20 protein-coding genes are annotated in these 25,854 nt (G+C 72.3%); 14 read left to right on the forward strand and 6 right to left on the reverse strand.

The genetic code is table 11. The features are described from left to right. The first annotated feature begins 54 nt into the window (after positions 1–54). The 8 genes from AB0M59_RS00500 (at position 55) to AB0M59_RS00535 (ending at position 11,698) form a co-directional block, all read left to right on the forward strand. Complete coding sequence (locus AB0M59_RS00500) at positions 55–711, forward strand: SAVMC3_10250 family protein (protein WP_364606169.1); 657 nt, start codon at positions 55–57, stop codon at positions 709–711. Further along, positions 712–3,924, forward strand: a complete 3,213-nt coding sequence (locus AB0M59_RS00505; RefSeq protein WP_364606171.1) for a protein kinase — start codon at positions 712–714, stop codon at positions 3,922–3,924. It abuts the gene before it with no gap. A gap of 169 nt (positions 3,925–4,093) precedes the next feature. Next, positions 4,094–5,482 carry a serine hydrolase domain-containing protein gene (locus AB0M59_RS00510; protein WP_364606174.1) on the forward strand — a complete coding sequence of 463 codons (1,389 nt, stop codon included), beginning with the start codon at positions 4,094–4,096 and terminating at the stop codon, positions 5,480–5,482. A gap of 38 nt (positions 5,483–5,520) precedes the next feature. Next, positions 5,521–7,116: an ABC transporter substrate-binding protein gene (locus AB0M59_RS00515; RefSeq protein ID WP_364606177.1), complete on the forward strand. Its 1,596-nt coding sequence runs from the start codon at positions 5,521–5,523 to the stop codon at positions 7,114–7,116. Positions 7,117–7,131: 15 nt separating this feature from the next. Continuing rightward, a complete protein-coding gene (locus AB0M59_RS00520; RefSeq protein WP_364606180.1) occupies positions 7,132–8,142 on the forward strand; it encodes an ABC transporter permease in 1,011 nt (336 codons plus the stop codon). A gap of 3 nt (positions 8,143–8,145) precedes the next feature. Beyond that, positions 8,146–10,077: a dipeptide/oligopeptide/nickel ABC transporter permease/ATP-binding protein gene (locus tag AB0M59_RS00525; RefSeq protein ID WP_364606183.1), complete on the forward strand. Its 1,932-nt coding sequence runs from the start codon at positions 8,146–8,148 to the stop codon at positions 10,075–10,077. After that, a complete protein-coding gene (locus tag AB0M59_RS00530; protein WP_364606186.1) occupies positions 10,074–10,835 on the forward strand; it encodes an ATP-binding cassette domain-containing protein in 762 nt (253 codons plus the stop codon). Before AB0M59_RS00525 ends, AB0M59_RS00530 begins: the two co-directional genes overlap by 4 nt. Then, positions 10,832–11,698, forward strand: coding sequence for a GNAT family N-acetyltransferase (locus tag AB0M59_RS00535; RefSeq protein WP_364606189.1), 867 nt, complete (start codon positions 10,832–10,834; stop codon positions 11,696–11,698). The genes AB0M59_RS00530 and AB0M59_RS00535 overlap by 4 nt, the downstream gene beginning before the upstream one ends. A gap of 114 nt (positions 11,699–11,812) precedes the next feature. Here the strand turns inward: AB0M59_RS00535 and AB0M59_RS00540 are convergent, their stop codons facing one another. After that, positions 11,813–12,784 (reverse strand): SDR family NAD(P)-dependent oxidoreductase, encoded by a 972-nt coding sequence (locus tag AB0M59_RS00540; protein ID WP_364606192.1) that lies wholly within the window; start codon positions 12,782–12,784, stop codon positions 11,813–11,815. Positions 12,785–12,846: 62 nt separating this feature from the next. Here AB0M59_RS00540 and AB0M59_RS00545 point away from each other — a divergent pair, with 62 nt between their 5' ends. Next, a complete protein-coding gene (locus tag AB0M59_RS00545; protein ID WP_364606195.1) occupies positions 12,847–13,401 on the forward strand; it encodes a TetR/AcrR family transcriptional regulator in 555 nt (184 codons plus the stop codon). A gap of 577 nt (positions 13,402–13,978) precedes the next feature. Then, on the forward strand, positions 13,979–14,611 hold the full coding sequence (locus AB0M59_RS00550; protein ID WP_364606198.1) for a M15 family metallopeptidase: 633 nt from the start codon (positions 13,979–13,981) through the stop codon (positions 14,609–14,611). A gap of 68 nt (positions 14,612–14,679) precedes the next feature. Here the strand turns inward: AB0M59_RS00550 and AB0M59_RS00555 are convergent, their stop codons facing one another. Together AB0M59_RS00555 and AB0M59_RS00560 are read right to left on the reverse strand one after the other, a co-directional pair. Further along, positions 14,680–15,807: a hypothetical protein gene (locus AB0M59_RS00555; RefSeq protein ID WP_364606201.1), complete on the reverse strand. Its 1,128-nt coding sequence runs from the start codon at positions 15,805–15,807 to the stop codon at positions 14,680–14,682. A 343-nt stretch (positions 15,808–16,150) separates the two neighbouring features. Beyond that, a complete protein-coding gene (locus AB0M59_RS00560; protein ID WP_364606204.1) occupies positions 16,151–17,404 on the reverse strand; it encodes an MFS transporter in 1,254 nt (417 codons plus the stop codon). Between the two features lie 54 nt (positions 17,405–17,458). On the opposite strand from AB0M59_RS00560, the gene AB0M59_RS00565 reads away from it, so the two are divergent. Beyond that, positions 17,459–18,172, forward strand: a complete 714-nt coding sequence (locus AB0M59_RS00565; RefSeq protein WP_364606207.1) for a helix-turn-helix transcriptional regulator — start codon at positions 17,459–17,461, stop codon at positions 18,170–18,172. Positions 18,173–18,206: 34 nt separating this feature from the next. Here the strand turns inward: AB0M59_RS00565 and AB0M59_RS00570 are convergent, their stop codons facing one another. Beyond that, positions 18,207–19,052 carry a helix-turn-helix transcriptional regulator gene (locus AB0M59_RS00570; protein WP_364606210.1) on the reverse strand — a complete coding sequence of 282 codons (846 nt, stop codon included), beginning with the start codon at positions 19,050–19,052 and terminating at the stop codon, positions 18,207–18,209. A gap of 102 nt (positions 19,053–19,154) precedes the next feature. Here AB0M59_RS00570 and AB0M59_RS00575 point away from each other — a divergent pair, with 102 nt between their 5' ends. Next, entirely contained in the window at positions 19,155–20,102 is a 948-nt protein-coding gene (locus AB0M59_RS00575; RefSeq protein WP_364606213.1) for an SDR family NAD(P)-dependent oxidoreductase, read from the forward strand. On the opposite strand, the gene AB0M59_RS00580 is transcribed toward AB0M59_RS00575, so the two are convergent. Next, positions 20,083–20,928 carry a helix-turn-helix transcriptional regulator gene (locus AB0M59_RS00580; protein ID WP_364606216.1) on the reverse strand — a complete coding sequence of 282 codons (846 nt, stop codon included), beginning with the start codon at positions 20,926–20,928 and terminating at the stop codon, positions 20,083–20,085. The genes AB0M59_RS00575 and AB0M59_RS00580 overlap by 20 nt on opposite strands. A gap of 85 nt (positions 20,929–21,013) precedes the next feature. On the opposite strand from AB0M59_RS00580, the gene AB0M59_RS00585 reads away from it, so the two are divergent. Both AB0M59_RS00585 and AB0M59_RS00590 read left to right on the forward strand, forming a co-directional pair. Further along, the gene (locus AB0M59_RS00585) at positions 21,014–21,793 is read left to right on the forward strand and encodes a glucose 1-dehydrogenase (protein WP_364606219.1); all 780 of its coding nucleotides are present in this window, start codon (positions 21,014–21,016) and stop codon (positions 21,791–21,793) included. A 116-nt stretch (positions 21,794–21,909) separates the two neighbouring features. After that, positions 21,910–24,690, forward strand: a complete 2,781-nt coding sequence (locus AB0M59_RS00590; RefSeq protein ID WP_364606222.1) for a glycosyl hydrolase family 65 protein — start codon at positions 21,910–21,912, stop codon at positions 24,688–24,690. Between the two features lie 73 nt (positions 24,691–24,763). Here AB0M59_RS00590 and AB0M59_RS00595 read toward each other — a convergent pair whose 3' ends face one another. Beyond that, positions 24,764–25,846: an RICIN domain-containing protein gene (locus tag AB0M59_RS00595; protein WP_364606225.1), complete on the reverse strand. Its 1,083-nt coding sequence runs from the start codon at positions 25,844–25,846 to the stop codon at positions 24,764–24,766. Positions 25,847–25,854 lie beyond the last annotated feature (8 nt).

Here is a 25,854-nt window from a genome sequence, read left to right on the forward strand (position 1 = left end):
ACCGGGGACGTACCGGGTCTTCGGTCGCTATGATCCGGCCAGCGTCGTCGGGGGATGGGGAGCACGTTGTCGTTCCAGTACTACCTGTACGTCAGTGACAGCAAGGTCGACATGCTGCTCGCGCAGATGGATCCGGGCTTCACGCGCAAGCGCACCACCGAGGTCAGCGTGAACCTGAAGCTCTTCGGGGGCAAGCAGGCCACGGAGGCGCCCGCGGGCGGTGAGCGCACGGCGAAGCTGCAGCGAGTGGTCCGCTACCTGGAAGAGCACGGCGACCTCGGCACGGTCGACGAACCCGGCCAGTTCTTCTGGGGACTGCTGCCGATGAGCTGGGGACCGTTCCCCGCCGAGCCGACGCTCGCGTACTTCGGCGGGGCCACCGAGTGGACCGTCGTCGGACTCGGCGGGTCCTCGCACCACGTCCTCGGCGGCGGACCCGCGACCGGGGTGCCGCGGTCGATGATGCCGTCGCTGCTCGCCGGGCTGCGCAGCGATCCGGAGATCGGCGCACTGACCGAAGCGATCAAGCACGAGGACGACGGCGCGCACAAGAGTGCGCTGGCCGCCGTGCAGCGGGCCAACGAGGCCATGCCGGGGCCGGACCAGAACCTCGAGTTCGTCGCCAAGCGGCTGCTGAGCGGGTCCAGCCCCACGGCCGATGGCGTGAACGTCGTGCTCGGCACCCCGCTCTACGTGGCGCAGGTGGACTAGATGTGGTCCCCGGGGGACGTGGTGCTCGGGGTGTACGAGGTCCGTGACGTCGTCACGACCGGCGGCATGGGCCTGGTGTACCGCGTGTGGCACCGCCAATGGGGGATGGAACTGGCGGTCAAGACCCCGCGCCAGGAGCTGGTTGCGTCCCCGGCCGACGCGGAGCGGTTCGAGGCCGAGGCGGAGACCTGGGTGGGCCTCGGCGCGCACCCGCACGTGGTGAGCTGCGCCTACGTCCGCCGCGTCGACGGCACGCCCCGGGTGTTCGCCGAATGGGCCGGCGGCGGCAGCCTCGCCGAGGCCGTCCGCGATCGCGCGCTCTACGGCGACGGCCACCGCCCGGCGGTGCGCCGGATCCTCGACCTGGCGATCCAGACCGCGTGGGGCCTCGGGCACGCGCACGAGCGCGGGGTCATCCACCAGGACGTCAAGCCCGCCAACGTCATGCTCGACACCGGCGGCGCGGCGAAGGTCACGGACTTCGGACTGGCCAACGTCACCGGCGGCGAAGGCCTGACCGTGGAGTATTGCTCGCCCGAGCAGGCCAGGGGCGAGGTGCTCGGCCCGGCGACCGACGTCTGGTCGTGGGCGGTGAGCGTGTTCGAGATGTTCGCGGGCGGGCCGCCGGCGATGTTCGGGCACGCGGCGGCGGGCGTCTTCGCGCGGTTCCTCGAGGCCGATCCCGTCGACCCGGTCCTCCCGCCGGTGCCGCCAGGGGTCGCCGACCTGCTGCGGCGCTGCTTCGCCGAGGACCCCGCGGCCCGTCCCACGGGGTTCGGCGAACTCGCCGACGAACTGGCGGAGCTCTACCGGGCCGCGGTGTTCGAGCCGTACCCGCGGCAGCGGCCGGACGAAGCCCCGTTGCTCGCCGACGCGCTGTCCAACCGCGCGCTGTCCCTGCTGGACCTCGGGCACGCCGAGCAGGCGGACGAGCTCTGGGAGGAGGCGCTGCGCGCGGACCCGCACCACCCGCACGCGACCTACAACCTCGGGTTGCGCCGGTGGCGGGCCGGGGCGCGGACCGACCGGCAGCTGCTCGCCGAGCTGGACGCGGTGCGGCTGAGCCACGACGGCGACCGGACCGCCGACCACCTGCTCGCCGCGGTGCACATCGAGCGCGGGGACAAGGAGTCGGCGCTGCGCCTGCTCGACGACCTGCCCGACGGCCCGGACACCGCCACCGCCCGCGCCCTGCCGGACCGGAAGGTCACCGAGCGGCCCAGCACGGTCTACGTCGACCGGGCGCACCCGATCGCGCTGAGCGCCGACGGCCGGGTCGCCGCGGTGACGTTCCGAGGCCGGGAGGCCGAAGTCTGGTCCCTGCCGGACGAGCGGGTGCGGTACAGCTTGGCCGGCCACGAAAACCGCCTCCGGTCGATGTCGCTGAGCGCCGACGGCCGGGTGCTGGCTTCCGCCGACGAGAGCGGGCAGGTGCGGGTCTGGGACACCACGACGGGGGAGTGCACCCGGGTCGTGGAGCTGCCGGGCACGGTGGAAGCCGTCGCGGTCAGCCCCGACGGGACCGTGGTGGCCACCGTCGGCGGCGACGGATCCGTGCGGGTGCTGGGTGCCGCCGTCGAGCTGATCCGCGCCGGGTCGGCGGACTCCCAGTACGGCCGGGGCTGGGCGATCGCGGTCACCGCCGGCAACGAGCGGCTGGTCGTGTTCGACGGCTTCGACTGGACGCTGCGGGTTCTGGCGGCGGGCACCGGTGAGGAGCTGTGGCGGATCGGCGGCCTGCGGCACAACTGCGCGATCAGCCCCACCGCCGAGTACGCGCTTTCGGCCACCCACGACGACAAAGTGGTGCGGGTGGACCTGACGACCGCCGAGGTGACGGTCATCGGCAGCGCCCTGTTGTGGAACAAGGGTTTCAGCTGGCTGGCGGTCAGCGACGACGGCCGCACCGCCGTGAACACCTTCGATCTCCTGCTCCAGAGCTGGCGGCTCGACGAAGGCCGGTGCACGTTCACCACGACCGTGTCGGCACGCGACACGATGGTCGTCGCCGCGGACGCCGGCGGCCGCACGGTGCTGGTCCTGCTCGGCAGCCGCACCCCGCGGACCGTCCACACCACCGCCGTCGTCCACCTGCCCGAGCCGGGACCCGCCGCGCCGTGGAGCTACGCCCGTCCGCAGCCGACCGACCGGATGGCCGGGGACGCGCTGATCGCCGCGGAAAACCTCGGCCTGGCCGCGGAATTCCTCGACACCGGCCGGCTCGCCGACGCCCGGCGGCAACTGGACATCCTCCGTGCGATGCCCGCCTACCGTCGGCATCCGGAGCTCCGGACGCTGTGGCGGCGGGTGGGCGCGGTCAGCGAGCGGACCGCCCTCGCGGGCGTGTGGCCCACCCGCCGCTTCGACGCCGTCCTGCACGGCCGGACGGCCCTCACCCGGGACGTGCGCTACGCCTTCGCGGACTTCTTCGGCCGGGGTGTCCGGGTCATGGATCTCCGCACCGGTGACGTGGCGGCCGCGCCGGAGCGGCACGAGCTGGACTTCGAGCACGCGACGGCCTGCGCGGACGACCGCCACGTGCTCGCGGTGGACTCGGACGGCGCCGAAGTGCTGTGGGACCTCAGGACGGTTCGCCGCGTCGGCGTCGTCGTGCGGGACGAGGCCGGGAACCCCGTGCTGAAGGACGGGAACCCGGCGTTCGAGTTCGTGCGCCGGGACGGTCTCGGCATCCTGCGCAACCGGCTGACGGGCCGCCCGCTGCACGGGTGGTCGGTGCGCGCCGACGAGCGGCTGGTGCTGTCGGGGGCGGTCGCCGTGCTGGTGAAGGACGACGGGCGCGTCCGGGTGCTGGACGCCGAGCACTTCACGACCGTGCGCGAGGCGCGCGTCTACGCCGGTGGGACAGCCGTCGTCGCGAGCGCCGACGGCCGGGTCCTCGCCGGCACCCGGCTCGGCTTCGACAACACCGGCGAGATCGTGCTGTCCGTCGCGGGATCGGCCGAGGCCGTGGCGAAGGTGGCCGACGACCGGGTGGAGTCCCTGGCGCTCAGCGCGGACGGCGATCTCCTGCTCACGGCGTCGCCTCGGCTGCTCCGGCTGTGGCACCTGCCGAGTGGCGACCTGGTCACCGAGATCGAGTGCGACCAGGACGTCATCGCGGTCGAGCTGTCCCCCGACGGGTGCGCCGCGGTGGCCATCCTGGGGTACCACCACCTCCAGTGCTGGGAGCTGGATTGGGATTACCGCGCGTAGCCGTGGCGGGCGGCGGGCGTCCGGGGTGACACCGGCGGCATGAAGGTCGTCGACGGGCAGCGGAGGGCATACCGCTCGCCGCCGGTCGTCGGAGGCGACCAATGGAGGGGCAGCGACTTGTCGCCGACGACGAACTTTCCCGGCCGCGCTGTTCCTAGCATCGTCGGCCATGGGCAACCTCGACGACGTTCACGCTTGGCTTGACGAGCGGCTGCCGCCGCTCCTGGAGAAGTACGACGTTCCGGGTGCGGCGTGGGCCGTGCTGCACCACGACCGGGTGGCGGACGGCGCCGCCGGTCTGCTCAGCAAGACCACCGGGGTCGAGGCGACCGCGGACTCGGTCTTCCAGATCGGGTCGGTGACCAAGCTCTGGACCAGCACGCTGGTCCTGCAGCTGGCCGACGAGGGCACGGTCGACCTCGAGCAGCCGGTCCGCACCTACCTGCCGGAGTTCCGCATCGGCGACGAAGCGGCGGCGGCGCGGATCACCGTCCGGCAGCTGCTCGACCACACCGCCGGGTTCGAAGGGGACATCTTCACCGACACCGGCGTGGGCGACGACTGCCTCGAAAAGTACATCGCGACCCTGCACGACGTGCCGCAGCTGTTCCCGCCCGGCGAGCAGTTCTCCTACAACAACGCCGGGTACTGCGTGCTCGGCCGGCTCGTCGAGGTACTGCGCGGAAAGCCGTACGACGTGTGCCTGCGTGAGCACCTCATCGCGCCGCTGGGGCTCACCCACACGGCGACCGGCGCCGCCGAGGCGATCCTGTTCCGGGCCGCGGTCGGCCACATCGAGCCGGAGCCGGGCGCCGGGTACGTCCCGGCGCCGATGTGGGCGATGGCGCGGTCGAACGCGCCGGCCGGTTCGATGCTCTCGATGCGGCCGCGGGACCTGCTCGCGTTCGCCCGCATGCACCTCGACGACGGCCGCGCGGCCGACGGCACGCAGGTCCTCGCCCCCGGAACCGCCGCGCGGATGCACGACCGGCAGGTCGTCCTGCCCGAGCTGGGCCTCATGGGCTCGTCGTGGGGGCTGGGTTTCGAACGGTTCGACACCCCGGCGGGCACGATCATCGGGCACGACGGCAACACGATCGGGCAGGCCGCCTTCCTGCGAATGATCCCCGAAGCGGGGCTCGCCGTCGCGTTGCTCACCAACGGCGGCGACGTCTTCCCGCTCTACCGCGACGTCGTGGGCCACGTCCTGGCCGAGCTCGCCGACGTCGGCCTGTCGGCCCTGCCCGCGCCGCCCGCGCAGCCGTCGCAGATCGACGCGCAGCGTTACGTCGGCACCTACTCGGCCCAGGTCTTCGACCTCACCGTCAGCCAGGACGACGACGGGCGCATCTGGATCGAGCAGGTCCCCAAGGGTGCCTTGATCGAGATGGGCGGGCAGGTCGAGCGGACCGAGCTCGTGCACTACCGCGACGACATGCTGATCCCGGTCGAAGCCGATCGCGGGATGCACATGCCCCACGCGTTCCTCGGCGACGACGGCACCGGGCGCGCCCTGTACCTGCACCTCGGCCGCGCCGTCCGCCGCGCCGGCGCCTGACCCTCCCCGCACGACCCCAGTACGGAAACGGAACTGCCATGAAACTGACCACTGCGGGCACGTACGCCCTGTGTCTCGGCTTGGCCGGGGCCGCGCTCACCGCGTGCGGGAGCGCCTCGAACAGCAGCGAAGGTGCCGCGGTCGTCGACGGCGGCACCTTCACGCTCGGGATCACCTCGGACCCGGGCAGCCTCGACCCGCAGATGGGCGCGGGCAGTGCGCTGTACGCGATCACCCAGTTCGCCTACGACCCACTGGTCAGCGTCGACGGCAGGACCGGCGAGATCCAGTCCGAACTGGCCAAGACCTGGCAGGTGCAAGGCACCACGGTCACCCTCACGCTGGCCGAGGGCATCACTTGTTCCGACGGTGCCGCGCTCACCGCCAAGGACGTCGCCGACAACCTCAACTTCGTCGGCGACCCCAAGAACAAGAGCCCGTTCCTCGGCGCTTTCCTTCCCGGCGGCACCACGGCGAAGGGCGACAACGCGACCCGCGTCGTCACGCTCACCCTCACCCAGCCGGCTCCCTTCGTCCTCAATGGACTGTCCGGTCTCCCGATCGTCTGTCCCGCCGGCGCGGCGAACCGCGACGCGCTGAAGAAGTCCACCGCCGGTTCCGGTCCCTACAAGCTGGTCGAGGCGGCGCCGGGCGACCACTACACGTACGCGATCCGCGACGGCTACACGTGGGGGCCGAACGGCGCCACCACGGCGACCAAGGGGCTGCCGAAGACGGTCGTCTTCAAGGTGGTCCCGAACGAGACGACCGCGGCGAACCTGCTGCTCTCCGGCGGCCTGAGCGGCGCGCAGATCGCCGGTCCGGACGCGGACCGGCTCGAGAAGGCGGGCCTGTTCACGGCCAAGACCCCGGCGAACGTGGGGGAGCAGTGGTACAACCACGGTACCGGCCGGATCACGGCCGACCCGAAGGTCCGGATGGCGCTGACGCAGGCCCTCGACCTGCCCCAGGTGCAGAAGGTGCTCACCTCGGGCCAGGGCGGCCCGGTGGCGACGCTGGCCGCGAACGAACCGGTCGCCTGTCCCGGTGACTCCGTCTCCCGCGCGCTGCCGGCGAGCAACCCCCAGGCGGCGGCCGCCCTCCTCGACCAGGCAGGCTGGACGGCCGGGCCGGACGGCAAGCGCGCCAAGGACGGCAAGCCGTTGACCCTGACTTTCCTCTACCAGAACAACAACGGCAGCGGAGGTGACGCCGCCGCCGAGCTCGCGGTGAAGCAGTGGAAGGCGATCGGCGTCGAAGCCACCGCGCACAGCCAGGACGAGACGACGCTGACCAGCACCATCTTCGGGTCGGGGAACTGGGACGTCGTCTGGGTTTCGCTCAACGTCAGCTCGCCGGACCAGCTCGTGCCGTTCCTCTCGGGGCCGGCTTCGCCGCAGGGGAACAACTTCGCCGCGATCGCCGACCCGGACTACGACAAGGCCGTCAAGTCGGCGATGGCGATCCCCGGTGCGACCGGGTGCCGGGACTGGCTCGCCGCGGAGTCCGGGCTGATCGCCAGGGCCGCCCTGGTGCCGTTCGCGAGCAAGGTCGTGCGGACGTTCGGCAAGGCCGCGGAGTTCCAGACGCCCGGACAGCTGGTCCCGACGAGCATCCGCATGCTGGCGAAGTAGCGGAGGGCGGCAGACATGACCGTGACGTCGATCGCTCCCGCGCCGCCGCAAGCGGATCCCGGCCGGCCGCGACCCTGGTCGCACCCGTGGGTGCGGTTCGCCGGGCGGCGCCTGGGGCGCCTGCTGGTCTCGCTCTGGGTACTGGTGACCGCCTCCTTCGCCATGATCCACCTCATCCCCGGCGACCCGGTCCGCGCGGCGCTCGGCCCGACCGCGCCGGCGGACCTGGTCGCGGCCCGCCGGCACGCACTGGGACTGGACGATCCGTTCTTCGTCCAGTACTTCCACTACCTGAAGGGGTTGGTCACCGGCGATCTCGGTACGTCGCTGTCTTCGCAGCTCCCCGTTTCCGACGTCGTCGCCCAGCGTCTGCCCGCCACGCTTTCCCTTGCCGTGCTGGCGTTCCTGGCGGCGGTGGTGGTGGCGGTCCCGCTGGGGGTGACGATGGGCGTGCTGACCCGGCGCGGCCACGGCCGCCGCACCGAGCTGGTCTTCACGACGTCGAGCATCGTCCTGGCGACGGTTCCGGACTTCCTGATCGGGGTCGCGCTGGTCTACGTCTTCGGGATCCGGCTCGGCTGGCTTCCGGTGGCCGGCAACGACACCGCGGCGGCCTACGTGCTCCCGGTGGTCTCCTTGGCGATCGGCCCGGCGGCGATCCTCTCGCGCATCGTCCGGGTGGAGATGGTGGGCGTGCTCGAAGCGGACTTCGTGCGCACCGCCCGGGCCAAGCGGCTGCCCGCCCGCACGATCTACCTGGGACACGCCCTCCCGAACGCCGTCACCGCGGCCTTGACCCTGGGCGGGCTGCTGCTGAGTGCGATGGTCGCCGGCACGGTGCTCGTCGAGAACGTCTTCGCCTGGCCGGGGCTCGGCAGCACCATCGTGCAGTCCATCCTCGTCAAGGACTACCCGGTGGTGCAGGCGATCGTCCTCCTCTACGGGCTCGGCGTGCTGCTCACCAACCTCGTCGTCGACGTGGCACTCGCCCTGCTCGATCCGCGTTCGAAGATCCGGGAGGACTGAGCGATGCACGGACGCTGGACACGGGTCGTCCGCACACCGCTGGGGCTCACCGCGACGGTGCTCGTGGTCGCGATCCTCGCCCTGGCCTGCCTCGGGCCGCTGCTCTGGGGAGCCGGCGCCGACGCCGTCGACACCGACAACATCCTGGCCCAGCCGTCGGAACAGCACTGGGCGGGGACGGACAACCTCGGCCGGGACATCCTGCTGCGGGTGCTCGTCGCGTCCCGGCTGTCGATCGCGCTGGCGCTGCTCGCGATCGTCATCTCCGTGGCCGCCGGCCTGGTGCTCGGCTCCGCGCCGTTCGTGCTCGGCAGGCGTCCCGCGCGGTGGGTGTCGGCGGCGGTCAACATCGCGGTCGCGTTCCCGGGGCTGTTGCTGGCACTGTTCTTCGCGGTCGTGTTCGGCGCCGGCGCGACCGGGGCGGTGCTGGCCATCGGGCTGGCCGGAGCCCCGGCGTTCGCGCGGCTGACGCAGACCCTGGTGGCCGGCGTCGCGGCGCGGGACTACGTCGCGGCCGCGCGGACCCTGGGGGTCGGCCGGCTCCGCGTCCTGCTCCGCCACGTCCTGCCGAACATCGCCGAACCACTCGTCGTCAACGCCACCATCGGCGCGGGCAGCGCGTTGCTGGCGTTCGCCGGGCTGTCGTTCATCGGGCTCGGTGTCCAGGCGCCCGCCTACGACTGGGGCCGGCTGCTCAACGAGGGAACCAGTGCCCTGTACGTGAACGCGGCCGCGGCGCTGGTCCCCGGCGCCGCGGTGCTCCTGGCGGGCCTGGCGTTCAACCTCTTCGGCGAGTCGGTCGCCAAGGGGCTGGGTGTTTCGGTGGGGCTCGGCGTGCGCGCGCTGCCCCGCCTGCGCCCCGGCGCGGCGCGCCAGTCCGAGCCGGCCGCCGCGGAACCGCGGATGAACTCCTACCAAGCGGTGCTCGAAGTCCGGGATCTCGAGGTCGCCTTCCCCGGGCCCGCCGGCCCGGTGCGGCCGGTCCGCGGGGTGTCCTTCCAGGTGGGCCGGGGCGAAGCGGTCGGGATCGTCGGGGAGTCGGGGTCCGGCAAGTCCCTGACCGCGCTGGCGATCACGCGGCTGCTCGGCGACCACGCCCGGGTCGACGCGTCCCGGCTGGAACTGCTCGGGGACGACCTGCTGGCCCCGGACTCGGCGGTGCAGCGGCGGATGCTCGGCACCTCGCTCGCCATGGTCTTCCAGGACCCGATGACCGCGTTCAACCCGACCCGGCGGATCGGCGGGCAGCTGGCCGAGGTGGCCACCCACCACCAGGGCCTGAACCGCCGCGAGGCGCTCGCCCGCGCCGTGGACCGGCTCGCCGCGGTCCGCATCCCGGACGCGGACTCCCGCGTCCGGCAGTACCCGCACGAGTTCTCCGGTGGCATGCGTCAGCGGGCGATGATCGGCATGGGGCTGATGGGGACGCCGGCGCTGATCGTCGCCGACGAGCCGACCACCGCGCTCGACGTCACCGTGCAGCAGCAGGTGCTCGACCTGCTCGCCGCGATCCGCGCGGCGGACGACGTGGCCCTGATCCTGATCAGCCACGACGTCACCGTGGTCGGTGAGGTCTGTGACCGGGTGCTGGTGATGTACGCCGGGCGGATCGTGGAGGACCTGCCGGCCGCCGAGCTGACCACGGCCGCCCGCCACCCCTACACCCGGGCGCTGGTGGCCGCCGTACCGGACATGACCACCGATCCGGCCGAGCCGCTCGCGACCATCCCGGGCCGTCCGGTCGCGCCGGCCGACGTACCGGCCGGCTGCGCCTACGCCGACCGGTGCCCGCTGGCCGACGCCCGCTGCCGGGCCGAGGACCCGCCGCTGTCGGACGACACGGCGGCCCCGGGCCGCCACCGGGTCGCCTGCTGGCACGCGGGAGAACCGCTGCCGGCCGATGTCAGTCCCGACGAGCTGGTGGAGTCACCGTGAGCGAGCTGAGCTTCGAAGACGTCACGATCCGCTACGGCCGCACGACCGCCGTGGACGGGGTCAGCCTGACCGTGCCGGCGGGCGCGGTGGTCGGGCTCGTCGGCGAGTCCGGGTCCGGCAAGTCGACGCTCGCCAGGGCCGCCGTCGGCCTCGCCCCGCTGACGTGCGGGCGGATCACGCTCGCCGGCGCGCCGGTCCCGACCCGGGGCCGGCCGCGTCCGCTGCAGATGGTCTTCCAGGACCCGTACTCCTCGCTCGACCCGCGGATGACGGTGGGCGACAGCGTGGCCGAGGCCATGCCCCCGGGCAGTTCGCGCGCCGAGCGGCGAGCCGAAGCCGCGCGGCTCCTCGAACTGGTGCACCTCGACCCGGTCTGCGCCGGCGCCGTGCCGTCCCGGCTGTCCGGCGGTCAGCGGCAGCGGGTCGCGCTGGCCCGCGCGCTGGCCGCGCGTCCCCGCGTGATCATCGCCGACGAGATCACCTCCGCCCTCGACGTCTCCGTCCAGGGCACCGTGCTGAACCTCGTCCGCGAACTGCAACGCGAACTCGGTCTGTCGATGCTGTTCATCTCGCACAACCTCGCCGTGGTGCGCTACGTCGCTTCGCACGTCGCGGTCATGCGAAGCGGCCGGATCGTGGAGCAGGGCCCCACCGCGCGTGTGCTCACCGAACCCGCTCACGACTACACGCGCGCGCTGCTCGCCGCCGTGCCGGGCAGTCGCAGGCATCCGGCGAAGCCGGGAGCAGGACAGCGGTGACCGACATCAGAGCGACCGCGGATCCGGTGGCGGACGCCGCGGGGCGGGCCGCGGAGGCGGCGGCCCGGGTCTCCGGTGTCGTGGTGCGCGAACTCGCCGACATCCGGCAGCTGACCCAGGTGGTCAGCCTGCTGGCCACCATCTGGGGACGGCCGGCGAACCCGCCGATGACCATCGAGCTGTTGCGCGCGTTCACCAAAGCCGGCAACTACGTCGCCGGGGCCTTCGATGACGGCCGCCTGGTGGGAGCTTGCGTGGGGTTCTTCCACGACCCGGCGGACCGGGCTCTGCACAGCCACATCGCCGGCGTCTCCCCGGAGGCCGCCGGGCGGAAGGTCGGGTTCGCGCTCAAGCTGCACCAGCGGGCGTGGACGCTGCGGCGGGGCGTCTCCGAGATCGCCTGGACCTTCGACCCGCTGGTCGCCCGCAACGCCTACTTCAACCTGGCCAAGCTGACCGCGCGCGTGGAGGAGTACCTCCCGGACTTCTACGGGCCGATGTCCGACGCCATCAACGGTGACGAGGACTCCGACCGGCTCCTGGTGCGGTGGCGGCTGCGCGACCCCGGGGTGGTCCTCGCGAGCGCCGGTGACCGCGCCGGTGCGGCCGCGGAGAAGGAGATCGCGGCGGGCGCCGTCGTGGCCCTCAGCACCGCCGGCGACGGCGGTCCGCTGACCGGCGCGCTCGACGGCAGGACCTCGCTCGTCGCCGTGCCTCCGGACATCGAGAAGCTCCGCGCGACCGACCCGGCACTGGCCCGGCGCTGGCGGGTCGCGGTGCGTGAGGCGCTCACCGGCCTTGCCGCACGCGGCGGGCGGATCGACGGCTTCGACCGTGCCGGGTGGTACCTCGTCCGGCGGTGATCGCGGAGCTCTCCCGTTTCGAGCGCGGCTGGTGTCGCGCGTTCGCTGCCGCGCTGTCAACGGACCTGGAACGCGGTGGTGCCGGGTCCGCCGCGGCCGGCCGCCGGTTCGCGGTCAGCCGCGGGTCAAGGCCACCGAGACCGTCCAGAGGCGCTCGGCCTTGGCGGGGTCGAGCGCCCACTCCTTCACGCCGTGCGGGTGATCGGCGAGATCGGCGTCGTCGGGCACGGTGTAGGCCTCCTGCCCGTCGTCGAGGTAATGGCCGCCGGTCCGCGCGAACTGCGGTGCGACGGCCGCGACGATGCTCGTCGCGGCGCCCTGCTCGATGGTCTTGTAGGCGAAGATGCCGGCGGCTTCGGCCGCGGCGAGGGAATCCTTCTGCGCCTGGGAAAAGTTCCGCTGCAGCCCGGTCGCGACGCCGCCGGGGTTCACGGCGTTGGCGAAGATGCCGTCGGCCGCCCAGCGGCGGGTCGCTTCGACCGCGAACAGCGAGTTCGCCGTCTTCGACTGCGCGTACGCGAGCTGGGGGTCGTAGGCCCGGCGTTCGAAGTGCAGGTCGTCGAAATCGACGCCGGTGCGCATGTGCGCGGTGGAGCTGACCGAGACGATGCGCGCCTCGCCACGATCGGCTCCGCCGCGGGCCAGCGCGTCGTGCAGCCCGGTGGCCAGGACGAAGTGGCCGAGGTGGTTCGTCGCGAACTGCAGCTCCCACCCCTGCGGCGTGGGGGCCGGTCCGCCGGTGACGAGCCCGGCGTTGCCGACGAGCAGGTGCAGCGGACCTTCCCAGGCTTCGGTGAAACGCCGGACGGACGCCGGGTCGGCCAGGTCGAGGGGGCAGACGCGGGGGCGGTGCGCCGCGCCTGCGCCGGCGATGGTGGCCGCGACGGCCTCGCCGGCGGCGGTGTTCCGGACCGCGAGGGTCACCTCGGCGCCGGAGGCGGCCAGCGCCCGCGCCGTCTCGGCGCCGATGCCGGAAGACGCCCCGGTCACGATCGCCCGCACCCCGGCGAGATCGACGCCCGCCAGCACCTCGTCCGCGGTCGAGGAGGCGGAGAACGGAGTGGTGATGAGCTGCTGTGCGGTCATGGCGCGACTATACAGAATGAACAGAAGTTGTATAGTTTGAGAGTAACGCGTACGGTGATCGCATGGCCGCACCGCCGAAGGTCGCCGATCCGGGCCGTCGTGCCGCGGTGCTCGAGTCGGCCCTGCTCACGTTCGCCCGCCACGGCTATCGGAAGACGTCCATGGAAGAGGTGGCGCGCGCGGCCCGCATTTCCCGGCCGGGCCTGTACTTCCTGTTCGATTCCAAGGAAGTGCTGTTCCGGGCCGCGGTCACGCGCGCGCTGGAGAACGACCTCGCCGCCGCCGAACGGATCCTCGCCGACACCGGCCGACCGGTGCGCGAACGCCTCGTCGACGCGTTCGACCAGTGGGCCGGCCGCTACGTCGGACCGCTGGGCAGGGACGTCCCGAGCGTCATCGAGCAGAATCCGGACCTGCTCGGCGCGATCGTCGAGACCGCCCCGAAACGCTTCGAAGAACTCGTCACGGCCGCGATCGCCGCGGCGTCGGGACGAGCGTCCGCCATCGGTGTGGCGCAGACCCTGATCAGCGCGTCGGTCGGGCTGAAGCACCAGGTGGAGACCCGCGAGGCGTACCGCGCCCGCTTCGCCACCGCGGTCGGCCTCCTGGTCGCCTGACGTCGAGGGCTGCCCTCGGGGCGTTTGTTCGGCGAGCGGCGTCCGGCGAGGCGCATCTTCGCAAGTCGCGGCGCGACGTCACCGAGGTTGCCGGTTCAGGTCCGCAATCGGACATTTCGGCTGGGGGCGAAACGTTTTTCGGGCGATTGACGCTGTCCGGGCACCGCTGGCACGGTCTGTCTCACGGGAGTGTTCAACCCGGCTGGGGGATGACGACGGAAACCGTCGGTATTCGGGGTTCACTTTTCTGGAAAGCGGAAGACCGCATGGGGGAAGAATGACGGCTGTCGTCGACACGTCCTGTGGAGCTGGTGGACACCGCCGCGGGCCAAGCCGCCTGCGCTGAGCTGAAGTACCGGCTGCTGGGACCACCCATGCCGGCTGTCCTCATCGGCGGGCGCCTTTCGTCGAGAAACGTGATCGCGCGGTGCCACTGAACCGCAACGGTCGCGCCCTTTGTCCGACTGCGACGAGTCCCACTCTGTTGCGGCAGAAAACCGAAAGAACGCGTGTTTCTTAAATGAAACTGAGAACAAGAGTTCTTGCCCTTGTCACGTTCACCCTGTCCGCGGTTCTCATGGGTACTACGCCGGCGCCGGCGGCCACGGCTCAGACCGTGGAACTCGCCGCGCCGGCGGGCAGCGGCCTCGCGCCGTACGTCGCCGTCATCAAGCCGGTCACCGCGGAGCGGCTCGGTTCCAGCTGGCACGAGGGCTGCCCGGTCGGTCCCGATCAGCTGCGGCTGGTGAGCCTGAACTTCCGCGGCTTCGACGGTGCGGTGCACCGGGGCGAGCTGGTCGTCAACGCCGATCGCGCCACCGAGGTCGCGCACATCTTCGCCGACCTGTACTTCGGCCGGTTCCCCATCGAGCGGATGGAAACCGTGGAGAAGTACGACTCCGACGACGACGCGTCGATGGCGGCGAACAACACCTCGGCGTTCAACTGCCGGGCGATCACCGGCGGAACCGCGTGGTCCAACCACTCCTACGGGCGCGCCATCGACGTCAACACCGTGCAGAACCCCTACATCTCCGGCAGCGGCGCGGTTTACCCGCCCAACGGCGCGCCCTACGTCGACCGCACGCTCGGCACGCCCGGCATGATCCATGCGGGCGACGCCACCGAGCAGGCGTTCACCTCCCGCAGCTGGACCTGGGGTGGATCCTGGGACACCCCGATCGACTACCAGCACTTCGAGAAGCCCTGACACCGGCCGGGGAAGCGGGCCGTCTCCCTCTGTTTCGGGGGAGGCGGCCCGCTGACGGGAACCGGATCTCAACCGCGAGCCGCGGCCACCGTGACCGGCGGCATCAGCTTCGGGTATTCCTTCTGGAACTTGTCGATCATCGTGGCGGACGGGACGATCCGGTTCGGGTTGCCCTGGCTCGTCGCCTGCTTCTCGCCCCAGGCGCCGGCGGCCTTGCGCTGGTCGGGCGTTCCGTGGCTGTGGTAGCAGTCACCGATGGAGGCGTCCAGGTAGGTGACCTCCTGCTGGGTGCGAGCGTTCCACCCGAAACCCTTGGCGTGCGCGACGAAGTAGCCGCCGTAGGCGTCGGGACCCATCTCGGAGGACTCGTTGCGCGGGTAGTTCTCGTGGGCGAAGTCGACCTGGTGGCCGTACTCGTGGCCGACCACGGACTCCACCGAGACGTCGTCGAACCCGAGGAAGTTGACCGTGTCGAGCAGGCCGTCACCGAGCGCCACGCGCTTGCCGCCGAGGCTGTCGGCGGGGGCGGAGAACGCGTTCAGGGTGAGCAGCGGGTGGCGGCCACCCTGCAGTGCCGGCACTTCGTAGAGCACCTTGGTGGCGAGCGCGGCGGCGTCCTTCACCTTCGCCGGCGCGAGGCCGAGGCTGAAGGTCTGCGCCATCTTCGCCTGACTGCCGAGATCGGTGCCCTTCCAGGCGACGAGCTGGACGTTCCAGCTCTCGATGTCCCAGAAGCCGCGCAGCTTGTCGATCGTGTCGGTGGCGCGCGAGGTGTACTGACCGTCGGTGCCGAAGACCTGCGGGGTCTTGTCGGACGCGACGCCCTGGACGTAGAGCTGGCTGAGCCCCGACAGCGCGTTGAACGCCTGGTTCTCCAGCGGGGTGAGCTGTGCCGCGAGGTTGTTCGCGTAAGTCAGCAGCGAACCCTCGGTGCAGCCCGGAATCGGGTCCTGCGCGGCCTGGCTCCGGGGGCCGATCCGCGGGATCGGTGACTCGATGAGCCGGTCGACGCCGCGCAGCGCGCTCGCGGGCAGGCCGTTGTAGAGGTCGACGACGTCCTGGTACAGCTGCGCGACGTCCTGCTCGACGGTGGATGGTGCGGCCGCGGCGGCAGGAACGGCCGTGGCGAGCGCGAGCGCCGCCACGGTGCCCGCTGCCGCGAGCGTTTTGCCGAGGAATCTGGTCCGGCTGGGCAAAATGGTTCCCCTCTTCTGTTCCGGTTCAAGATCACGAAGCACCGCCACACTAGGGCGGTGATTGGCGGTGGAACCGGCACCGGGACGAGAACCCCGGAATGGCCCACGTCTTTCGGAGGGTTTTCGCCGTGCGGGCATCGGCCGAAAGTACTAGGAGCTGCCGCGCCGGACTCAGGGTCCTGACCGGTGCCCGAAAGCCCGGTGGGCCTCCCACAACCACGTCCACGCCGGATCGCCGACAAACCCGCCGGGACAACGAATACGGTGGCGTTCGCGGTCGAGAGTCACGGATTCATCGACCCGGCAGCTGATCGAGTCTTTCCGCCGGAGGCCGTAGGCCCCTTCAGGTGCCGGGTGAATCAGGAGGCGTGTAGCGCCAGAACGACCGCACCAGGACGGCGCCGGCCAGGACGAGCACCACGCACGTCAGCGCGGGCGCCGACCAAGCCACCGAGAGCGGCAACGCCGAGGCCATGATCCCGGCGCGGAGGTCGCCGAGGCGGGGACCGCCGGTGACGACGACCGTATACACACCCTGCAGCCGGCCGCGCATCCGATCGGGGACGGCCGTCTGCAGGATCGTCTGCCGGTACACCGCGCTGACGAGGTCGGCCGCGCCCGCGACGACGAGCAGCGCGACCGCGAGCCACAGGCTCGGGGCGAGCCCGGCCAACGCGACGGCGCCCGCCCAGATCGCCACCGCCGCGGTGAGGGCGACGCCTTGGCGCCGCACCCGCCCGATCCAGCCGCTGGACACCCCGGCGAGGACCGAACCGATCGCGATCGAGGAGTACAGCAGGCCGACTCCGCCGTGCCACCGCGTCTCGGCGGCCTCGGGGAACAGGGCGGTCGGCATCGCCAGCACCATCGCGGCGATGTCGACGAGGAACGACATCAGCAGGACCTGACGGCCGGCGAGGAAACGCAAGCCGTCGAGGACCGAGCGCAACCCGGGGCGGCCGATGGGGTCCGCCGCCGGCAAGGGCGGGAGCCGGAAGGTGGCGTAGAGCGCGGCGGTGAACAGCACCGCGTCGGCGCCGTAGGCGTAGCAGAAGCCGTTCGGGAGTCCTAATAGGACACCTGCGATGAGGGGACCCAGTACCTGTCCGACCGTCGAGGCGGTGTAGGTGAGCGAGTTGGCCGCGGGCACCAGGCCGGGCGGGACGAGGGCCGGGGTGATGGCGCCGCGGACGGCGGACGACACGGCGAAGCCGCCGGACTGGACGGCGACGAGCGCGAGGATCACCGGCACCGACCCGAGTCCGGCCACCGCCTGGGCGAGCAACGCGAGCGTGACCGTCCAGGTGAGCGCCGACGAGGCCAGATACAGGCGCCGCCGGTCCACGGCGTCGGCGACCGCGCCGCCGTAGAGCCCGAACACGAGGATCGGGACGAGCCCGGCCAGCCCGGCGAGACCGACGTCGAACGACGAGTGCGAGAGGTCGTAGACCTGCACCGGCACGGCGACTTCGGTCACCATCGTCCCGACCACGGCGGCGCCCTGACCGAAGAAGGTCCGGCGGAACACCGGATTCGCCAGCGGCCGGGTGTCCATCGCGATCCGGCGCAGGCGGTTCTTCGGCGAACTGGTCGTCATGGGGTCACGATCGCAGCAACCACCGGAGCCGTACTTCCGATAATCTGTCGACTTGTGTCAGAAAACCGCCACCAGCACGCGGCCGGGCACGTCATCGAACGGCACCGCCACGACGAACACCAGCTGGTGTACGTCAACCGGGGCGTGCTCGCGGTCCACACCGACCACGGCACGTGGGTCGCCTGCGCCGACCGCGCCGTCTGGATGCCCGCCGGCACCTGGCACGAGCACCGCGTCTACGGCGACTCCGACGTCCTCACCCTCATGTTCCGCACCGACGACGCGCCGTTGGACGGCACCGCGCCCACGGTCATCGCCGTCAGCGCCCTGCTGCGCGAACTGCTCATCGCCGCCACCGAACCCGGTCTCGGCACCGCCGAGGCCGCCCGGCTCCACGCCGTGCTCCGCGACCGGCTCCGCCGCGCCCACGATCGGCCGCTGACCCTGCCCGAGGCAAGCGACCCCCGGCTGGCCCACGCTTGCCGGCTCGTCACCGACGACCTCAGCCGGCCCCGCACGACGGCGTGGCTCGCCCACCACACCGGCACCAGCGAGCGCACGCTGTCCCGGCTGTTCCGCCTGGAGTTCGGCACCACCTATCCGCAGTGGCGCACCACGACCCGCGTGTTCCACGCGATGATCCAGCTCGCGGAGGGCGCCAGTGTCACCCAGACCGCGCACCGCTGCGGCTGGGCCACGCCGAGCGCGTTCGTCGAGACGTTCACCCGCACCATGGGCCGGACGCCCGGCAGCTACCGGGCCACGTGACCTCGACGCCGGCCGCTCGTCCGAACGTGCGTGCTCAGAGCTGCAGCGCCTGAGTGCCCAGGACGACGGCGAGGTCCAGGCGGTCCGCGTCTTCGGTGCCGGGCTCGGCGGTGTAAACGGTGATGCGCAGGTCGTCCAGCGTGACGAGCAGCGTGTCGCAGTCCAGGGTGATCGGGCCGACCGCCGGGTGGTCGATGGTCTTGCGCCGGGACGGGTCGGCCAGGGGTGGCGGTGCCTCGGCGTCCCAGAGCTCGGCGAAGCGCGGGCTGCCGGCGGTCAGGTCGGCGATCAAGCGCCGCAGCGCGCGGTCGGCCGGGTAGCGCGACGCAGTCAGGCGCAGGTCGGCCACGAGCCGGGCCTCGTGCTCGGCCTGCTCGTCCGCGGTGTGCACGACCCGGGAGGGCAGGCGGGCGACGTTGCGCCAGACGGCGTTGCGGTCCAGGCCGCGCCAGGTGGTCGTGTCGCCCATGAGCGCGTCGTAGGGCGCGTTCGCCAGCACGAGTGTCCAGCCGGCGTCGTAGACGACCACCGGGGTGTGCGAGAGCCGGTCGAGCAGCCGTTGCACGCTCGGCGGGACCCGCGACGACACGACGTCCGGGCCCGGTGCGGCGTGCCCGGCCAGCCGGTAGAGCAGGTCTCGTTCGGCGTCGGACAGGCGCAGTGCGCGCGCCAGCGACTCCACCACTTGAGCCGACGGCGCGGTCGCGCGGCCCTGCTCGAGGCGGGTCAGGTAGTCGGCCGAGATGCCGGCGAGCGCGGCCAGCTCTTCGCGGCGCAACCCCTCGGCCCGGCGTCGGCGGCCCACCGGCACGCCGACGGTCTCGGGTGTCACCCGGTCGCGCCAGCGGCGGACTGTCCGCCCGAATTCCCACGCTTCCACGCCGTCCAGTCTGCCCGGGTCCGCACTGGTTGTCCTGGCCCTGGCAGTCCTACGAAAACCGGACGCCTGTCTGACGCCTGGCCGTTCCCGCAGGCTGGGGCCATGACCGAAACCGGAACCGTGTTGATCACCGGACCGACCCGCAACCTGGGCCGCCACGCCGTGCTGGCCATGGCCGGCCGCCCCGAGGGGCAGCGACCCGACCTGCTGCTCGTCGGCCGCGCCGGCCGCGACCTGACCGCGATCGCCGAGGAGGCCCGTGCCCTCGGCGCGCGCGTCCACGAGATCGGCTGCGACTTGGCGATGCTGGCCGATGTCCGGGCCGCCGCGGCCACCGCGCGCGGCCTGGTCGCCGACGGCGTCGTCCGGCCGCTGCGAGCGCTGGTCGCCAACGCCGGCACCATGTCGGTCGACACCCGGCAGGCCTCGCCGGACGGCTACGAGCTGACCTTCGCCGTCAACTACCTGGCGCACGCCCAGCTGATCGGAGACCTGCTCGGCTCGTTCACCGCTCCGGCGCGGGTGGTGCTGATCGGCTCGAACACCTACCACGCCAACTTCTGGCGCAAGCTGCTGCACGTGGCCGAGGCCGAGTGGGCCGATCCCGTCTCGCTGGCGCGCCCGGCCGCCGGTGAGCAGGTGCCGGGGATGACCGCCTCCGGCGTCGCGTACTCCAACGCCAAGCTGGCGATCCTCTACTACGCCCACGAGCTGCAGCGACGGGCCGGCGCCGGGATCGGTGTGTCGGTGTTCGAACCGGGCTGGATGCCCGGCACCGCGCTGGGCCGCGGGGCTCCCGCGGCGTTCCAGGCGCTCAGCCGCGCCTTGGGCCGGATTCCGGGTGTGTCGACGCCGCGGCGCTCGGGGCCGCTGCTGGCCGCGATGGCCCTCGACGAGAAGTGGGCACACCTGCGCGACGGCGCGTTCGTGGTGAAGACCAAGCTGACGGAGGTGCGGCCGGTCGCTCACGACCGCGACCGGGAGCGGCGCCTGTGGGAGGCGACCACCGAGCTGCTGGACCGTGTCCGCGCTACGCGGAGGGAGCGGTGATGCTCTCCGTGCCCAGCACGTTCAGCAGCGCCAGTGCTTCGGCGTCGCGGGAGCCCGCCGCCGCGGTGTAGAGCACGAGGTGCTGATCGCGGTCGGTGAGCGCGAGCGCGTCGCAGTCGACGGTGACGTCCCCGACGACCGGGTGGTGGAAGGTCTTCGTGAGCATGTGCGCGGCCTGCACGTCGCGCCGCTCCCAGAGCCGGGCGAACTCGGGGCTGCCGTCGCGAAGCTCCTCGACGAGGCCGGTCACCGCCGGGTCCGCCGGGTAACGGGCGAGCGTGGCCCGCAGCTCCATCACGACGTGGTGCCGGAACTCGGCGGCGTCGGAAACCCCGTACAGCGTGTTCGCCGGGTGCAGGAACGCGCGGCGGGCGAGGTTGCGCTCCCGCGGGGACAGCTCGCCGAAGTCCTCCATCAGCGCGGCCGCGAGGTCGTTCCACGCCAGCACCTCGAACAGCGCCGACGTCACGAACCCGGCGGTCTGCGGCAGCCGCTCGAGGAGCGTGAGGATGCTCGGCCGGACGTCACGCCGATGCAGCCCGGTGCGGCTGGGCGCGGTGCCCGCGAGGACGTGCAGGTGGTCGGATTCGGCGTCGGTGAGCCGCAACGCGGCCGCGATCCCGGCGAGGACCTCACCCGACGGCCGCGGCGCCCGGCCCTGTTCGAGGCGGATGTAGTACTCCGTGGAGATGTGCGCGAGGACCGCGACCTCCTCGCGGCGCAGCCCGGGCGTCCGGCGGCGCGGACCCGGCGGCAACCCGACGTCCTGCGGCCGGAGCCGTTCACGGCGGCTGCGGAGGAACGTGCCGAGCTCGCGCTTGTCCATACCCCGAGTATGCGCGCCGAACGACGGCGCACCCTGGTACACCCTGTGCCTGTCTGCGGTCGGCGACCGCTCCGAGACTGGAGTCATGAACACCACTTCCACTGCTCTCGGCCTGCTCACGGGCAAGGTCATCTTCATCACCGGTGCCTCCCGCGGGATCGGCGCGGCCGCGGCCCGGCTCTTCGCCCGCGAAGGCGCCGCCGTCGTGCTGGCCTCCCGCGGCACCGACGCCCTCGACCGGATCGTCACCGAGATCCGCGGCGAAGGCGGTACCGCCCACGCCGTCGCCATGGACCTCGCGGACCGGGCGAGCGTGCGCGCGGCGGTCGCCCGCGTCGAGGAACTGCACGGCAGGCTGGACGGCGCCTTCAACAACGGCGCGGCCATCCAGCGCCGGCCCGGCCCGCTCGACACCACCGACGACGAGGACGTGGACGAGCAGTTCGCCGTGAACTTCCGCGCGCACTGGACCGCCATGAACGCCGAGGCCGCGCTCATGCGCCGCACCGGCGGCGGCGCGATCGTCAACACCTCCAGCATCGGCAGCCGCCGCGCGAACCCCGCGCTGCCCGCGTACGGCGCGATGAAGCGCGCGCTCAACAGCCTCACCGAGACCGCGGCCGTGTCCTGGGCGCCGGACGGGGTCCGCGTCAACGGCATCACCCCCGGCGGCACCGCGACGGAGATGATCGACGCGTGGGAGGCCGCGACGCCCGGCGTCGTGGCGCGGATCAACTCGTCGACCCCGCTGGGCCGGATGGCCGAGCCGCACGAGGTCGCCGAGGCGGCGGCGTGGTTGCTGTCCGACCGCGCGTCGTTCGTGACGGGCGCGATCCTGCCGGTCGACGGCGGCGCCGGCGCCTGAAGGTCGGCGTCCGTCGTCTTTACCGGCCCTGGTCCGGCATATATGTTGTCACCCGCAACATATGTCGACCGTGGTGTGGGCCGCCGCGGGTCCTGCCACGAAGAGGTGCCGTTTCGATGAAGAAGCACGGCGAGGCCGGCAGAGCGAGGCAGGGTGTCACGCGCCGCGAGTCGGCAAGGAGCCGGGCGGGTTTCGCGCTGACGGTCGGCTGCCTGCTCCTGGGCGTGGTGACGGCGCCGGCCTCGGCCGCACCCGCGCCGGGGCACACCGGTGACGACGGGTGGGTGCTGAGCACGACCGACACGTCGAAGAACTATTCCCCGACGTTCGTCGGCAACGGCTACCTCGCCGCACGGGTACCGGCGGAGGGGCACGGGTACAGCAGCAAGCCCATCGTCACCCAGTCCCAGCTCGCCGGCTTCTACGGCGCTCCCTCGGCCGGGCAGGAGGAGCGGGCCGGTCTGCCGACCTGGACCACGCTCGGGTTCGGCCGCGGCAGTGACGTCTACGGGCTGGGGGAGTGGTCCTGCGGATTCGGACAGCTGTGTCCCACCGCGTACGGGAAGATCTCCGGGGGCGCGTTCGTCGAGAGCTCCCACCCCGGTTCCACCGTCGGTGCTTACCTGGCCGGACTGAACACCGACAACGCCCCGACGGTCGGCGGCAGCGACGTCATCCCGATCCGGGACGCGCCGGCCGGTCCGGCGACGCTGGCCGTGCGGTACGGCAACGGCAGTGGGAGCCCGCAGACCGTCCACATCGGCGTGAACGGCACGCTGCAGCAGCTGTCCGTGCCCAGCTTGGCCAGCTGGGACGACTGGGCGGTGGTGACCGTGCCGGTGACCCTGAACGCCGGCGCCAACACGCTCGAGGTCGAAGTCACCGACGGAGACACGGCGCGGGTGAACGTCGACTACCTCGCGCTGTACCCGGACGGCGCGCAGGCGCCGACGCAGATCGCGCCCGCGACGGTCGGCACCACCACGAACTACCGGCAGTCGATGGACTTGCGCACCGGGGTGCTGACCACGGCGTTCGACTGGACCTCGCCCGCGGGCGACACGACCGGCTTCACCTACGAGGTCAACGCCAACCGCGCGGACGGCCACCTGGGCACGGTGAGCGTGCGGGCCGTCCCGCACTGGAGCGGAACGGCCACGGTCGTCGACGAGTTCGACGGCCGCGGTCTGGACCACGCCTCGACGACGGATTCGCGGGTGGACGGCCGGACCGCGACGCTGTCGCAGACCGTCGTGACCGACGGGAACCTGGTCACCGCCGGGGTGAACTCCGTGCTGCGCGTCGATGAGAAGGCGGTGCCCACCCGGGCGATCGCCGACCCGGGCGACGGCGGCGCCGGCCAGCGCGCGGACTTCCCGGTCCGCGCCGGGGTGCCGGTGCGCGTCACCAAGTACGTGGGCGTCGCCTCCAGCGTCGACACCGACCGTGCGCTCGCGGCCGCGACCCCGCGGCAGGCCGCCGCGAAGACCGCGGCTCGTGCCGCCGCAGACGGCTACCGGCGTGCGTTGGCACGCAACGACGACGCCTGGTCGCGCCTGTGGCAGTCGAGCATCTCGGTGCCCGGCGACGCCACCATGTCCGCGCAGGTCCACGCGTCGATGTTCTACCTGCTCGCGAGCGTGCGCGCCGGGGTCGTCTGGAGCGCCAGCCCGGGCGGGTTGTCCTCGGACGGCTACAGCGGGCACGTGTTCTGGGACATGGAGACGTGGATGTACCCGGCGCTGCTCGCCCAGTACCCCGACATCGCCGCCGACGCGAACACCTACCGGCAGCAGCGCCTGCCGGCGGCCCAGGCCGCCGCCGCGGCACTGTCCACTCCGGACCACCCGATCAAGGGCGCGAAGTTCCCGTGGCAGAGCGCGCTGACCGGCAAGGAAACGACTCCGGACTGGTCGCCCGACGGCAAGCAGGAAATCCACATCAACTCCGACATCGCCCTGGCGCAGTGGCAGTACTACGAAGCGAGCGGCGACAAGGCGTGGCTGCGGGACAAGGCCTGGCCCGTGCTGCGGGGCATCGCCGACTACTGGGCCACGCGCGCCGTGCCCGACCCGGCCGGCGGGTACGCCGTCAACGACGTCAAGGGCGCCGACGAGTACCACGACAACGTCGACAACAGCGTGACCACCAACGCCGGGGCGCAGGCCTCGCTGCGCATCGCGATCCGCGCTGCCGGCATCGTCGGCCGGACCCCCGATCCCGCCTGGGGCAAGGTCGCCGACGGCCTGAAGATCCCGGTGGACGCGGGCGCGAACATCCACCCCGAGTTCGACGGGTACGCCGGGCAGACCGTCAAGCAGGCCGACGTCACGCTGCTGCAGTACCCGTGGGCGGTGCCGATGTCGCCCGAGCTCGCCCAGCACGACCTCGACTACTACCAGGAGCGCACCGACCCGAACGGCCCGTCCATGACGGGCGCGATCGACGCCATCGCCGGTGCCGCCCTCGGGTCGCCCGGCTGCGCCGTCTACACCTCCCTGCGCACCAGTGCGGACCCGTACCTGGCCGCGCCGTTCGACCAGTGGTACGAGACCCGCACCGGTGGGGCGTTCGACTTCACCACCGGCCAGGGCGGCTACCTGCAGGAGTTCCTCTACGGGTTCACCGGGCTGCGCTGGGGAACCGACGCGGTCACCGTCGACCCCTTCCTGCCGCCGCAACTGCCGGGCGTCGACATCACCGGGATCAAGTGGCACGGCCGCACGTTCGACCTGTCCGTCGGCCGGCAGACCACAAAACTGCATCTTCGTGCCGGCCCGCCGCTCCCGGTCCGGGTCGGTAGCGGCAGCGGTGACGTGCGCCAGGTCAGGCCAGGCACCGCCCTGCAGGTACCCACCCGGCACCCCGGAGGCGATCCGGCGAACTGCGGTTCGTGACTGTCGCCTCACTCCGGAACTCTCGAGCCCGGGCTCGAGAGTTCGCCGGCTCCAGCGCTGTCGACCCGGTCGCTCAGCGCAGCGTCCACTGCTGGTTCGCCTGCCCGCCGCAGGTCCACAGGATCAGCTGGGTGCCGTTGGCGGTGCCCTGCCCGTACGCGTCGAGGCAGAGGTTCGACTGGACGCCGGTGATCGTGCCGTTCGCGTTGACGGTCCACTGCTGGTTGGCCTGGCCGTGGCAGTCCCAGACGATCACCGGGGTGCCGTTGGCCGTGCCGTGGCCGGAGGCGTCGAGGCACTTGGTCCCGCCGACGGTCAGCGTCTGACCGGCCGGAGTCCACGCCTGGCCGGTCTGCCCGCCGCAGTCCTGCAGCCGTACCTGGGTGCCGTTGGCCGCGCTCGCGGCGTCGGCGCAGCGGCCCGACTGCGCGCCGACGATCTGCCGGGCCGCGGACGTCCCCGGCGTGCCGATGCTCCCGGGAACGGACCGCAGCGCGCCGAACCAGGTGGCGGCCATCTTGTCGTACCCGGCGGCCGTGGGGTGGACGCCGTCGATCAGGTCGGCGGCGGTCAGCGCGGCGTGCATGTCGACCAGGTGCACGTGCTTTCCGGCGTTCTGGTTGTTCGCCACGATGCCCGGGATGGCGGAGTTGAACGTGCGGACGGCGGACTCCTGCCCGGAATCGGCGAGCGGGATGATCGTCGCGACGAAGACCTCGGCGTCCGGTGCCGTCGCGGTGATGTGGTCGATCAGCCCGGACAACCGGGCGGGCGCGCGGCCGACGTCGTAGTTCTGCAGGACGTCGTTGGTGCCGATGTGCAGCAGGACCGTGTGCGAGGTGGTGGCGCGCAGCCAGGTGACGATGTTCGCGTCGATCTGGTCGATGCGCCAGCCCGGGTGGCCCTCGTGGTCGTGGTCGCCGAGGGCGGCCGGGCCGTTGTACTGCGAGCCGGTGAAGTCGACCCGGTAGCCGCCCGCGTTCAGGCGCTGCCACAGCCCGATCCGGTACCCGCCGGGCACCTGCGTGCCTTCGGTGATGGAGTCGCCCAGCGGCATGACGCGGACCCCGCCGTTCGACTCGGCGGCGGCCGGCGTGCCCGGGAGCAACGCGCTCAGGAACAGGGCCGTGGTGGCCACGACGAGCCGGATTCTCATGGTTCTCC

The organism is Amycolatopsis sp. NPDC051371, assembly GCF_040682155.1.
Lineage (GTDB): Bacteria > Actinomycetota > Actinomycetes > Mycobacteriales > Pseudonocardiaceae > Amycolatopsis.